At 62.8% G+C, this 13,174-nt stretch carries 14 protein-coding genes; 4 read left to right on the top strand and 10 right to left on the bottom strand.

Features of this window, described 5'->3' with window-relative positions; genetic code table 11:
- Nucleotides 1–17: 17 nt before the first annotated feature.
- The 5 genes from RG2_RS02440 to RG2_RS02420 form a co-directional block, all read right to left on the bottom strand.
- A complete protein-coding gene (locus RG2_RS02440; RefSeq protein WP_033235668.1) occupies nt 18–698 on the bottom strand; it encodes a TrmH family RNA methyltransferase in 681 nt (226 codons plus the stop codon).
- Nucleotides 698–1,291 (bottom strand): DUF6636 domain-containing protein, encoded by a 594-nt coding sequence (locus RG2_RS02435; protein WP_033235820.1) that lies wholly within the window; start codon nt 1,289–1,291, stop codon nt 698–700. The genes RG2_RS02440 and RG2_RS02435 overlap by 1 nt, the downstream gene beginning before the upstream one ends.
- A gap of 74 nt (nt 1,292–1,365) precedes the next feature.
- Nucleotides 1,366–2,148, bottom strand: a complete 783-nt coding sequence (locus tag RG2_RS02430) for an SDR family oxidoreductase (RefSeq protein WP_033235669.1) — start codon at nt 2,146–2,148, stop codon at nt 1,366–1,368.
- Nucleotides 2,141–2,851 (bottom strand): lysoplasmalogenase family protein, encoded by a 711-nt coding sequence (locus tag RG2_RS02425; protein ID WP_033235670.1) that lies wholly within the window; start codon nt 2,849–2,851, stop codon nt 2,141–2,143. Before RG2_RS02425 ends, RG2_RS02430 begins: the two co-directional genes overlap by 8 nt.
- A 63-nt stretch (nt 2,852–2,914) precedes the next feature.
- Nucleotides 2,915–3,595, bottom strand: coding sequence for a lysophospholipid acyltransferase family protein (locus RG2_RS02420; protein WP_033235671.1), 681 nt, complete (start codon nt 3,593–3,595; stop codon nt 2,915–2,917).
- Nucleotides 3,596–3,659: 64 nt separating this feature from the next.
- Between RG2_RS02420 and RG2_RS02415 the strand changes: the two genes are divergently transcribed.
- Together RG2_RS02415 and RG2_RS02410 are read left to right on the top strand one after the other, a co-directional pair.
- Entirely contained in the window at nt 3,660–4,214 is a 555-nt protein-coding gene (locus RG2_RS02415) for a TetR/AcrR family transcriptional regulator (RefSeq protein ID WP_033235672.1), read from the top strand.
- Nucleotides 4,215–4,277: 63 nt separating this feature from the next.
- Nucleotides 4,278–4,727, top strand: a complete 450-nt coding sequence (locus tag RG2_RS02410; RefSeq protein WP_033235673.1) for a MarR family winged helix-turn-helix transcriptional regulator — start codon at nt 4,278–4,280, stop codon at nt 4,725–4,727.
- A gap of 43 nt (nt 4,728–4,770) precedes the next feature.
- Here the strand turns inward: RG2_RS02410 and pyrE are convergent, their stop codons facing one another.
- The 5 genes from pyrE to clpB all read right to left on the bottom strand — a co-directional run bounded on the left by pyrE (nt 4,771) and on the right by clpB (nt 11,008).
- Complete coding sequence (gene pyrE / locus RG2_RS02405; protein WP_033235674.1) at nt 4,771–5,304, bottom strand: orotate phosphoribosyltransferase; 534 nt, start codon at nt 5,302–5,304, stop codon at nt 4,771–4,773.
- A 56-nt stretch (nt 5,305–5,360) separates the two neighbouring features.
- Nucleotides 5,361–6,161 carry an SDR family NAD(P)-dependent oxidoreductase gene (locus RG2_RS02400; protein WP_033235821.1) on the bottom strand — a complete coding sequence of 267 codons (801 nt, stop codon included), beginning with the start codon at nt 6,159–6,161 and terminating at the stop codon, nt 5,361–5,363.
- A gap of 49 nt (nt 6,162–6,210) precedes the next feature.
- A complete protein-coding gene (locus RG2_RS02395; protein ID WP_033235675.1) occupies nt 6,211–7,188 on the bottom strand; it encodes a TtfA family protein in 978 nt (325 codons plus the stop codon).
- Between the two features lie 145 nt (nt 7,189–7,333).
- A complete protein-coding gene (locus tag RG2_RS02390; protein WP_033235676.1) occupies nt 7,334–8,278 on the bottom strand; it encodes a hypothetical protein in 945 nt (314 codons plus the stop codon).
- Nucleotides 8,279–8,455: 177 nt separating this feature from the next.
- The gene (gene clpB, locus RG2_RS02385; protein ID WP_033235677.1) at nt 8,456–11,008 is read right to left on the bottom strand and encodes an ATP-dependent chaperone ClpB; all 2,553 of its coding nucleotides are present in this window, start codon (nt 11,006–11,008) and stop codon (nt 8,456–8,458) included.
- A 224-nt stretch (nt 11,009–11,232) separates the two neighbouring features.
- Here clpB and RG2_RS02380 point away from each other — a divergent pair, with 224 nt between their 5' ends.
- Nucleotides 11,233–12,411, top strand: coding sequence for an FAD-binding oxidoreductase (locus RG2_RS02380; protein ID WP_230590265.1), 1,179 nt, complete (start codon nt 11,233–11,235; stop codon nt 12,409–12,411).
- 16 nt (nt 12,412–12,427) lie between these two features.
- Nucleotides 12,428–13,174, top strand: coding sequence for an FAD-binding oxidoreductase (locus RG2_RS02375; protein WP_033235678.1), 747 nt, complete (start codon nt 12,428–12,430; stop codon nt 13,172–13,174).

Genomic DNA, 13,174 nt, shown 5'->3' with positions numbered 1-13,174 from the left:
AACAGACTCCGGCAAGGTCAGCGGGAGTTACGCAGATCCGCGTGCTCCCGCACCCAGGCATGCATCGCGATACCTGCCGCGACGCCGGCGTTGATGCTGCGGGTCGAGCCGAATTGTGCAATCGATACCGTCATGGACGCAACCTCTTTCGCCAGTTCGGTCACTCCTGGACCCTCCTGGCCGAACAGCAGAATGCAGTCTCTCGGCAGGCTCGCGGTTTCGAGTGGTACCGATCCGGGGGTGTTGTCGACGGCAACGATAGTGAGCGAATTCTCACGTGCGTACTCGACCAACTCGCCGATGTCAGCATGGTGAACGATGTGTTGGTACCGATCGGTGACCATGGCGCCGCGGCGGTTCCACCGTCGCCGGCCCACGATATGCACGGCCGCTGCGGCAAACGCGTTGGCAGTACGAACCACGGTGCCGATGTTGGCGTCGTGCGCAAAATTCTCGATGGCCACGTGCATCGGATGACGCCGCGAGTCGATGTCATCGACAATCGCCTCGCGTGTCCAGTACCTGTACTCGTCCAACACGTTTCGACGGTCACCCTCCAGCAGAAGCAGCGGGTCGTAGCGCTTGTCGGTTGGGAGGTCCGTCCCGTGAAACTCCGCCCACGGGCCGACGCCGTTCGGGTTTTCGCCCCATTCTGTCGGACCGACCTCGTCGGCCGGTTCTACGCTCACGTCGGACATCAGAACACCTCGTTGGAATCGGCAGCCACGGTGAATCCGTGTGTGGTCTGCTCGTTGACACACGAGACATCCGTCGCCGTGGTAGTACATGTGAAGCCCAGCTTAGACAGTGGCGTTCCGGGCGGAAGCACCGGATCAGCTTCGGGTCCGCCGGACATGTACACCGGGCCACCAGAGCACATGAAGGCACCTTCACCCTCATCTTGAACACGAATTCCGTTGCCCCAGTTCACCATGCAACTGTCCGGGCGCGGCGGCACCGGAGTTGTCGTTCCCTCACACCCGGCTTCGATGCGGGTGGGCAATCTGATGATGCCACACTGGAAGTTCCCGTCCGGAGTGGTGAAGTAGTAGGACTCGTTGCGCTCGAAGTGCACGTCCGTCAATGTGGTTGTCGGCGGCACAGTTGTGGGCGCGGCCGTCGTCGTGGTGACAGGTACCGGAACGGTCGTCGTTACCTGGGTCGTGGTCGAGACTGCTGTACTGGATTGCGTGGTCGGCGTCGGCGCAGACTGCGCATCACCACCACAACCGGTGAGCAGTAACGCCGAACCCACACTCAGACACAGCAATCCCACCCGGACACGAACCACCGCGACTACCTCCACCCATGTCTTCTGCCTCAACCCGGCCCACAAAACGATTCCGAACTATATCGCGAGTTCGATTACTTTCCGGTTAAACGTTTGTTCGTCAACCTCGACAACCACGCAGGCGAGAACCGCGACGCGGCAAGAAGCACTTTCGCTTGCCCTCCCACCGGATAATGAACCTTGGGCATGCGTCCGGCGCCGCGCGTCGCATCCCAGAGTTCCTGCGCGACTTCCGTTGCAGTGAGCTTGATTCCAAGCGATCGCGTCGAACCGGTATCCATTCCGGTGACCATGGCCGTCTGCACGAAGAGAGGCCACAGTGCAATCACTCGGATGTCGTGTTCGGCCCATTCGAGGTCGAGCGCCTCCGTCAGTCCTCGGACCGCGAACTTCGTGGCCCCATATGTCGCCAGTTCAGGCTGTCCGTAAATGGCCGACGCCGAGCACATATTCACAACCTGAGCACCCGGTGTTTCACGCAGATACGAAAACGCCGTGTGCGTTCCATTGAGGACGCCGGTGACGTTGATATCGACCATGCGGCGATGCGCAGCAAGGGAAATACTCTCGAACTTCCCCGACGACAGAACACCGGCGTTGTTGACCAGGATGTCGAGTCGACCCGACGCACCGACAAAGTGAGCCAACTGCGTCGACCACTGCTCCGGGTCCGTCACGTCGAGTGCGCCGGTCACGGCCACACCCCCGAACCCGTTGATCTCGGCGGCCAGAGTCGTCAACCCGGACTCGTCGATGTCATAGCAGCCAACCCGATAACCGTTGCGCGCAAACAACAACGCGGCCTCACGGCCGATTCCCGACGCCGCCCCGGTAATGAAGATGCTCCGCTCAGGCATTTTTGCGACCGAGAGCAAGCATTCCTTCGACAAGCATCAACTGAGCTGCCGCATACGACGCCAGAATCACACCCTCAGCGGCCGCGCGGCCGGCCTTGCCGCGAATGAACAAGCGCCGCACCACAATCAGACCGTCGGATGCGGTGAACAGCACGCCGCCCACACCCAGCCAGGATCGCCGCTCCTCGCCAGGCACCACCACGTCCAGCACCGTCTTCGCCCCCGGCGACAAAGCCGGATCTGCGGACAACGTCGACGTGGTTCCCAGCAGCAATCCGTACGCGGTCAACGGCATCGAGACCTCGGGAGCTTTTGCACGCAGCAACCCGGAAGCCGTGGACCACCCGCTCATCCGAGGCTTGAGCGCAGCCCTCGTCGGCCTGGCACCACGACGCAACAGAAGCGCCGAATAGCTCGACTGCATGACGGCAAACGAAGACGCACCCTTCACCAGGCGAGCATCGTTATCCGGGTCGATCATGAACACATCACCGATCGTTGCCGCAGCAAGACCTGCCAAGAGCAGCGCAGTATCGGCGGTATCCGTCTCGGATCGCTTGCGCAGCACCCTGACCGCGAGCGACGGCGCAATCAACGGCTTGGCAATCTGCTGAACACGCTCGTTGCCGAGCACCGCCCCAGCCACCGTTGCCGCCGTTGCCGCCGCAAAAACCGCGTGCTCGATGCCCCACTTGCCTGCCATGCCCAGTCCTCCTGTTGGTTGCGCGCTGTTGGTTATGCGTCCAAGACGACCGTACTGGGTAATTCAGAGGGAATCACGAGATTTGACGTCAGCCCCGTACAGGTCGACGTATTCCTGCCCGGACTGCTCGCACAGTGCCGCCATCAACTCGTCGGTTGCCGCGCGCACAACAGCCTGATGGGTCCGCAGTTCTCGGTAGCGGGAGAAGTCGATCGGCTTGCCAACACTGACGTGCACCTTGCTGAATCGCCACATCCTGGTGCCAGGCGGGTTCACCGCGTCGCCTCCGTGAACAACAACCGGGATAACGGGGACACCCGTTTCCAGCGCAACCCGGATCACCCCCGTTTTGCCTTTGTGCAGGCGACCGTCCGGCGATCGTGTTCCCTCGGGATAGATCGCCCACACACCACCCCGTTCGAGGATTCCGACGGCAGTATCCAGTGCCGCACGCGAGGCGTCGGCGCCACTGCGGTCGATGGGAACTTGACCTGCGCCGCCGAAGAACCAGCGCTGCAACGCGCCCTTGATGCCGGAACCGGTGAAGTACTCGCTCTTGGCGACAAAGGTGATCCGTCGGCGCACTTTCAGGACCAGGAAGAACGAGTCGACAACAGCCCGGTGATTACCGGCAAGTATCACCGGCCCCTTTCGCGGGATGTTGCGGTGCCCCTCGATCGTGGGGCGTCCGAAGACCCACAGAACCGGTCCTATCAAGATGTACTTGAACAGTCGATACAGCACGCCAACACCCCAATCAGTGAGAGTAGACGCTGTCTACGCACCTAGATGGTAGACACTGTCTCCCATGTCTGCCACCACACTCCGCGACACCCTCGTCGCCACGGGCGTCGACATTCTCGACACCGACGGCCTCGCCGCCCTGACGTTACGAGAGATAACCCGTCGAGCCGGCGTGTCACACGGGGCGCCCAGACGCTATTTCCCGACACACAACAGCCTACTTGCGGCAATTGCCTCACAGGGCCTACGTGACTTGGGGGCAAGGCTCGCACCGATACTCGATGCACCCACGCCCGCGCGACACCGATTGATCTCTGCGGCAATCGAATACGTCGCTTTTGCGCAGGAGCGACCGGCGATGTTCGAGCTGATGTTCCGCCACGATTTACTCGAAGGCGCCGGCGCGAACCTCCGGGCAACCTCGCTTCCACTCTTCGAGGCTCTGCGGACTCTGGCCGAAGCAGACCAAGCCTCGGATCCGAACGCGACTGCACTGAAGATCTGGACGGGAACGCACGGAATTGCAGTGTTGGCCGCGAACGGCAGTCTGAGCCTCGTGACGCCAGACCTCGTCATCGAAGAATTGGTCAGGTCGACTGTGGTTGCACATCTCCCCTGAACGAATACCAACTGTCGCCAAAGACTCGTTTACACAATCATTACCTTATGGAAGGATTCGAACGTGCCCGATCAGGAACAGAGATTGCACGACCTACTGGTCGACTTGGTGAGCAATACCCATCGCTTCACAAAAATGGCGACGTCACTTGCTGCCGACCGTTACCCCCGGACGTGGCTCCGCGCGTTGGCGTTGCTCGAGGAATACGGCGAAATGCGGATCAGCGACTTCGCCAAGATCGATCACTGCTCACAACCCTCCGCAACTGCGGTGATGCGCACACTCGGTGAGCGCGGGTTGGTCGAGCGGCGCCCGGATCCGGACGACGCCCGCGCCGTACTGGTCGCGATGACCGATGTGGGACGAAAGACCCTAGCCGACGGTCGACATGCCATCGCTGATGCCCTGATTCCGCATTTTGCGGACCTCGAACCCGAGCAGATCGAACGCCTGACCGTGGGGTTGGCCGAGCTGCGATCGATGATCACGTCGGCAAGGCCTTCGGCCCTGTGAGCCTTTCCGGTAGCGCGAACTACCAGAAAGGCGCACGGGGGCGCTAGCCCAGGTTGAGATCGTCCAGGCCCAGAAGCGAGCGGTATTCCACGCCCTCTGCACCGATTACGGCGTCGGCGCCGGTCGCGCGATCCACCACGGTTGCCACACCGACCACGATGGCGCCCGCTTCACGAAGTGCCTTCACCGCGGTGAGCGGAGAGTTGCCCGTGGTCGTGGTGTCCTCGACAACCAGAACACGCTTGCCGACCACATCGGGTCCCTCGATCTGACGCTGCATTCCGTGGGCCTTGGCAGCCTTGCGGACGACAAACGCGTCGATCGGACGGCCGGGCGCGTGCATCACTGCCATCGCGACCGGGTCTGCACCCATCGTCAAACCGCCCACGGCGTCGAAATCCCAGTCTGCAACAAGTTCACGCAGCAGTGAGCCGATCAACGGCCCTGCCTTGTGGTGAAGCGTCGCGCGGCGAAGATCCACGTAGTAGTCGGCTTCCTTGCCCGAAGACAACGTCACCTTTCCGTGCACAACAGCCAGTTCGCGCACCAGCGCAGCCAAATCCTCACGATCGCTCATGAGTGCTCAGCCTACCGACCACAGCGCCGAGGCAATAATCTCCGCGCGACCTGTATCTACGTCCTACCCCGCCCACGTCCGACAAGGTTGGTCATCTTGCGAACCAAGCCCTTCGGAACCAGACGCCCGGCAGTGGTGAGGATCTTGTACTGAATCCCGGGAATGCTGATGACCTTGTTGTCGCCGAGGTCCTTCATCGACGTCGCGACCACCTGATCGACGCTCAACCACATCGGCTTCGGGATCGATGACATTTCGATTCCGGCTCGCTCGTGAAACTCGGTGCGGATGAACCCCGGGCACAGCGCTTGAACCCGAACACCGGTTCCGGCCAGCCCGCCGGACAATCCTTCGGTGAACGAAATCACGTACGCCTTGCTGGCCGAATACGTCGAACCGCGCCCGGACAGCAATCCCGCCACACTTGCGACGTTGACGATGGTTCCGTTCGCCGACGCGATCATGCTGGGCAACGCCGCACGGGTCAGACGCATGACGGCGGTGACATTGACGTCGAGTTGAGCTTGCAGAAGTGCTGGATCAGCGGTCCAGAATTCACCGGAGGTACCGAACCCGGCGTTGTTGACCAGAACGTCGACGCCGCGGGCCAATCGGTCGGCGACCGCGTCACGGCCGGGTTCCGTGGCGAGGTCGGACACCAGAATTTCGGATTCGGTACCGAACATCGAGGACAGTTCGGAGGCAAGATCACGCAATCTCACTTCGTCCCGTGCAACAAGCACCAGGTCGTAGCCGATCGACGCATATTTCTTGGCAAACCCGGCACCCAGACCTGAGGTGGGACCGGTGACCAGGGCTACAGGACGCGCAGGGCGATCCGAGTTCGATGACGACATACCGGCCACGCTAGTGCGTCAGGCCTCGAAAGGTGGGCTTACACGCGGCTCAATCGACAGGGCGTACGGTTCCCGAGCGCGGTGTGCCGGGGTTGGGTTTCGGCGTGGTCGACGGGGCGGGAAACTCGCGGCGGGGCAATTCCGGGGCGGTTCGACGGGGCACGTCCGACTCCTCGCGACGCTGCGACTCCGGAGCCTCTCGACGCTGCGACTCCGGAGCCTCTCGACGCTGCGACTCTGGAGCCTCTCGACGCTGCGACTCCGGAGCCTCCCGGCGTGGTGTCTGCTGTGCGCCACGAACGACCGGCGGTGCCTGCGGTGCACTACGAACGGCCTGCGGCGCTTCGCGGTTCAGCGGTGCATCGGATTTGTCGCTGCGGGGGCGGGGCCGGGTCGGGTCGTGATCGACTTCGAGTTCACGCGGATCCGTGACGGGAGGGAGTACGTGCAGGATGCCGGACAGCCGTGCGACAGCTTCGATGGCAGCATCCCAATCGCGGCCGGTGCTCGAGACCGGAAGGGAGCCGAGGGTCCAGCGACCTTCGCTCCACAGCATGCTGATTGCCGGGGGTACTGATTCGGTGAAGGCGACCATACGCTGGTCACAGACCCGGCGAGCGATTTCGAGGTCGGTTGCAAACACGACGCGCGGACCGATTGCGCCCAGGAGGTTGAGGTCGCCGTCCTTGGGCGGTGCCGTCGATTTGAGCCGTAGATCGATGTCGACGTCAGACCCGACTTCGCGTCGAACTGCCACGATGGTTGCTGTTTCCTCGAGGTCGAAGAGCACAAACTGCTCACCTCGTCTTGTGCCACGCACAACATCGGTTGCGGTCAGGTAGTCCTGCTTGGCCATCGCTGCGCGATGCCACTCGCCGGCAAGCTGATCATCAGCACCGGTGTACGTGTAGCCCTGCGCCTTTGCCCAAATCTGACGTACGCGGCCGGATTGATCACGTCTTGTTCTATCGACGTACAGAAGCGCACCCGCGCCTGCGAGTGCCACTAATGCGAGTCCGAACCACATTCCAGTCATCACAGCCAGCCTAGCGACTTCCGACGACAACCTCCCGCAACACCCCGAGAACTGTCACCTGATCGGTGTGGCGGCGTTACCTTCGGTGCGGCGAAACCCCTCGATCCAAGTCTCATAAGCGCGACGAGACGCTGGCTCAGTTGCCGAACGACGGCAATGAAGTATCGAGAATCGTCTTTGCGGTCATCGTGCCGTTCTCCACCGGGGTGCCGTCGACGACGATGTTGTCACCCGGTTGCAGGTCAGCGACGGATGATCGGTTGAACGCGATCAGCGTCGTCTCAGGTGTGGTGAGAATGGTGGTCTGAGATCCACCGATCGAGTTGATGACCAGGGTGCCGCCGTCATTGGACACCACTGTGCCGACAGCTCCGCCGGCTTGGCCGATGACATCACCGAGTCCGCCAGGCAGGTTTTCGAGCGGCGAGGATGTGGGCGATGGCGCAGGTGCGGTGGTCGTAGGTTTGGGCGTCGTCGGCGCCACCGTGCTGGTTGGCGGAACAAATGCCGTCTGCGTTCCCGATTCACCCGAGGAACCGAACAACGAAATCCCGATGATCGCGACGACGGCAACCAGGATGCCGACAACTCCCGCCGCGATCCAGGTCCCGAGCTTGCGGCGCTTCCCACCATCCGGCGAGCCACTGTCCAAGAATGGTTGCTCCGGCGGCACCCCGCCGCCACTTCCGCCCGCAACCGGATACTGCTGAGTCTGTCCGTACTGCTGCGTCTGCCCGTACTGCTGTGCGTTGTATGTCGGGTACGCCTGCGTCGCGCCGGGCGGCGGGGCCTGCGGATCGAACTGCGGGTTGTAGGGCGGAAACGCCTGCGTCGGGTTCGGCTGACCCTGCTGGTTCGGCTGGCCCTGCTGGTTCGGCTGGCCCTGCTGGTTCGGCTGGCCCAGATACTCGGTGTTCTGATCCGGCCCGCCGTAGGGATACTGCTGCCCCTGGTTCTGGTACTGCTGTGGGTTCTGGTACTGCTCGGGGTTCTGGTACTGCTCGGGGTTCTGGTACTGCTCGGGAATCTCGAAATGCTCGGTCGGCTGGTCCGACTTACGCGGATCGTTCTGATCAGTCATTCCTGGCCACCTTCATTTCGGACGTACGGGTGCGGACCACATCTGCCGTACGAGCATCCAGCCGTTCAGCGTAGACAAAAACAACGTCGACAAAACCAGGGTAGAGAAAACGCGAATGCCCCGCCGATCCGCATGGATCGACGGGGCGTTCGCTTAACGCATCAGCGGCAGAACCGGTCAGGACAGAACCAACTGGTCTGCGTCCTCGCTGACACCGACGTTCACGGTGTCTCCGTCCTGGACTTTGCCGGCCAGGAGCAGTTTGGCGAGCTGGTCGCCGATCGACTGCTGGACGAGTCGACGCAGTGGCCGAGCGCCGTACAGCGGGTCGTAGCCGCGCACCGCGAGCCACATCCGAGCCGCCCCGTTCACCTCGAGGGTGAGTCGACGCGCAGCCAGACGCTTCTGCAGCTGCTCGAGCTGGATGTCCACGATGTGCTCCAACTGCTCTTCGGAGAGCGAGTCGAAGATGACCACGTCGTCGAGACGGTTGATGAACTCGGGCTTGAACGCGTGGCGTACCGCGTCCATGACCTGCTCGCGTGTTCCACCGGATCCCAGGTTGGAGGTCAGGATCAGGATGGTGTTGCGGAAGTCCACCGTGCGGCCTTGACCGTCGGTGAGTCGGCCTTCGTCGAGCACTGCGAGCAGGACGTCGAACACGTCGGGGTGTGCCTTTTCGACCTCGTCGAAGAGGACCACCGAGTACGGGCGTCGCCTAACTGCTTCAGTGAGCTGGCCGCCGGCTTCGTAACCGACGTATCCCGGAGGGGCACCGACGAGTCGGGCCACCGAGTGCTTCTCACCGTATTCGCTCATGTCGATGCGGATCATCGCGCGCTCGTCGTCGAAGAGGAAGTCCGCCAAGGCTTTGGCGAGCTCCGTCTTACCGACGCCGGTCGGGCCGAGGAACAGGAACGAACCGGTAGGCCGATTGGGGTCGGCGACACCTGCTCGGGCGCGGCGAACCGCATCCGAGACGGCGACGACGGCATCAGTCTGTCCGACGACGCGCTTGCCGAGTTCGGACTCCATTCGGAGCAGCTTCTCGGTTTCACCTTCCAGCATTCGGCCGGCCGGAATGCCGGTCCAGGCTGCGACCACGTCTGCGACGTCGTCCGGCCCGACCTCTTCCTTGAGCATCACGTCACCGTCGGAGGCGGCGCCGGAAGCCTCTGCTGCGGCTTCCAACTCCTTCTCCAACGCGGGGATGCGGCCGTAGCGCAGCTCGGCTGCCTTGCCCAGATCGCCGTCACGCTCAGCGCGTTCGGACTCTCCTCGCAGGGATTCGAGCTGTTCCTTGAGCACGCGCACCGAGTCGATGGCCTGCTTCTCGTTCTGCCAGCGAGTACTGAGCTGACTGAGCTTCTCGCGGTCGTCGGCAAGTTCTTGGCGCAACTTTTCGAGCCGCGCCTTCGACGCGTCGTCGGTTTCCTTTTCGAGTGCCACTTCCTCGATCTCGAGTCGGCGGACGGTACGTTCCACCTCGTCGATCTCGACGGGACGCGAGTCGATCTCCATACGCAGACGCGATGCGGCTTCGTCGACGAGGTCGATGGCCTTGTCCGGCAGGAACCGCGACGTGATGTAGCGGTCGGACAGCGAAGCTGCTGCTACCAGCGCGGAGTCGGTGATGCGCACGCCGTGATGCACTTCGTAGCGTTCCTTGAGGCCGCGCAGGATGCCTACGGTGTCCTCGACCGAGGGCTCACCGACGAGTACCTGCTGGAAGCGACGCTCGAGTGCGGCGTCCTTCTCGATGTACTTGCGGTATTCCTCGAGCGTGGTGGCACCGACCAGCCGCAGCTCACCGCGGGCGAGCATCGGCTTGATCATGTTGCCTGCGTCCATCGCGGATTCACCGGTGGCTCCGGCGCCGACGATGGTGTGCAGCTCGTCGATGAAGGTGATGACCTGTCCGGCGCTGTTCTTGATGTCGTCGAGAACTGCCTTGAGGCGCTCCTCGAACTCACCGCGATACTTGGCACCGGCCACCATGGACCCGAGGTCCAGGGAGATGACGGTCTTTCCGCGCAGCGATTCCGGGACGTCACCCGCGACGATGCGTTGGGCAAGGCCCTCCACGATCGCGGTTTTGCCGACGCCTGGCTCACCGATGAGTACCGGGTTGTTCTTGGTGCGACGCGAGAGCACCTGCACGACACGTCGAATCTCGGTGTCGCGGCCGATCACCGGGTCGAGCTTGCCGCTGCGTGCGGCCTCGGTGAGGTCGGTGGAGTACTTTTCCAGCGCTTGGTAGGTGCCTTCCGGCTCCGGGCTGGTGACACGCGCGCTCCCGCGAACTGTGGTGAACGCCTCACGCAGCGCGATTGGTGTCGCACCGTGATTCTTCAGCAGGGTCGCGACGTCGGAATCACCGTCGGCAAGTCCGTACAGCACATGCTCGGTGGAGACGTACTCGTCGTCCATCTCGGTGGCGAGGTGCTGCGCGGAGGTCAGCGCCGCCAGTGCTTCACGCCCGAGCTGGGGCGTCGAGCTCGCACCGGTGGTTTTCGGCAGGCGATCCACCATGCTCTGAGCTTCGCGATGCACGACGGTGGGATCGACGCCCACTGCTTTGAGCAGCGGGCCGGCGATGCCGTCGGTTTGGTCGAGGAGTGCGACCAGCAGGTGTGCCGGTCGAATGTCGGGGTTACCCGCCGACGACGCCGACTGCAGTGCAGCCGTCATCGCAGCCTGGGTCTTGGTTGTTGGTGTGAACGAGTCCACTTGTCACCTTTCTGGCCGGGCTCCGGTCGCCACAAGCGCGTCGAAGTCGAAGTTGTGGGCCGCTCCGGGTGGTGGTGCGGCCGTGTCAATATGCTCAACGCGGACAAACTTGAGTCTATTCCGCTCAAGTTTGATTTGGCCAGGCGGGTTCGCCATCGTTTGTAACAATTCGAGCCGTACTAGAATTGGGACGAGAGTTGCAGCTGTTGCGAAAGGGGTGTCGATTGGATCCGACGGTGATCGCCCGCCTGCAATCCAGCCTCGACGCTCTGGCCGACGACGACGACTCTCGCGCCCACTTTTCAGCTCTGTTCTACACGGCCCTCTTTGCCGAACATCCTCTGTACCGCTCATTGTTCCCGGCCGGGATGGAATCCCAAGGCCACAGGTTTGTGACCGCTATCGAATTTGTCGTGAAGAACCTGCCGCAGCAGCGCAGGATCCGGAAATTCCTGACTCAACTCGGCCTCGACCATCGTCGCTACGGTGTCGAACGCGAGCACTACCGGGCTGCCGGAGTTGCGATGAGGCGCGCCGTGAAGTCGATGCACGGGACCAGCGCCCACAGCCGGTACAAGTGGACACCCGAACTCGAAGAGGCCTGGTCCGAGTTCACCGAGTTCGTCGTGAGCACGATGGCGGAAGGCGCCGAGTCCGATACCACCCCGGCGCTGTGGGGCGGAACCGTCGTCAGCCACGAACGGGTGCTCGACGATCTTGCGATAGTGCGCCTCGAAACCGGCGCGCCCATTCCGTACGGCGCTGGTCAGTACGTCGGGGTGCAGGTACCCCAACGCCCCCGAATGTGGCGGTACTACTCCCCCGCCATTCCGACCAATCCCTTCGGCCAACTCGAGTTCCACGTCCGCAAGGTCTCGGGCGGCTGGGTGAGCCCGGCAATCGTCACTGAGACCAATGTCGGCGACCAATGGGTCATGTCCACTCCGCTCGGCGGCCTGGAAGTGGACTTCACACACGACCGCGACGTCTTGATGATCGGTTCGGGCACCGGGATCGCGCCGCTTCGCGCTCAGGTGATGGAAATGTCTCAGCGAGCGCAGAATCCGCGTGTTCATCTTTTTGTCGGCGGACGCTACCCGTGTGATCTCTACGATCTCGAGACCTTGTGGCACATTTCGCTCAGCAACCCGTGGCTGACCGTCGTACCGGTGTCCGAGGAAGCCGAGAATCCGTGGTGGCACAGCGGGCCGGCACTCGAGCCGCCATTCGGTATGCATTCACGCCTGACCGGCCCTATCGGTCGGGTCGTTGCGCGGTTCGGTTCGTGGGCGGACCGTCAGATCCAGATCTCGGGGTCACCGTCGATGATCAAGACCACGATCTACGCGTTGCGGGCCGGTGGCACTCCGATCGACCAGATCCTGCACGACCCGCTCTACTGACTTTCAGGAGACATCCATGACTTCACGATCCTGGACCAGCACTGTCGTCGAACATCACCGCCTGCGTGAGGATCTGGCCGTGGTTCGCCTGATCGGCGACGTCGTGCCGTTCCGGCCGGGTCAATACGTGGATGTGAGCGTGCCGCAGAATGCCCGCTTGCTTCGCCGGCTGTCCCCCGCGCTGCCACCGTCGCAGGACGGGAAGCTCGAGTTCCACGTCAAGACGGTTCCCGGCGGTTGGGTGAGCGGTGCGATAGTCAAGGACACTCAACCCGGCGACATGTGGACGATCATCGATCCGCGCGGCAATCTTGCCGTCGACGAGAACGGTCCGCCCGTCATCATGATCGCGGGCGGAACCGGTTTGGCGCCGATGCGGTCGATCATCCTCGATCTGGCCCAGTCGCCGAATCCGCCGCTGGTCTACCTGTTTTTCGGCGGTCGAACGCTTCGCGATCTGTACGCGGCGGACATGCTGTGGATACTCGCCCACGAACTGCCGTGGTTGCAACCGATTCCCGTCGTCGAAGATCTCACGGACGCCGGCCCACCCGACGGCTGGGCCGACAGGCTCGGCGTCGACATCGGTTTCGGCGAGGATCATCTGGTGGAGGGAACGCTTGCCGACGTCGTCTCGTCGTACGGGGCCTTCACCGAGCACCAGGTGTTGGTGTGTGGGTCGGCTGCGATGGTGCGTTCGACGCGAGATCGGCTGATTGCGACGGGCACGCCGGCCGAGGCCATAAGCTTCGACCCTTACTGA

The organism is Rhodococcus globerulus NBRC 14531, from assembly GCF_001894805.1.
Lineage (GTDB): Bacteria > Actinomycetota > Actinomycetes > Mycobacteriales > Mycobacteriaceae > Rhodococcus_F > Rhodococcus_F globerula.
This window is presented reverse-complemented; position numbering and strand designations above follow the sequence as displayed.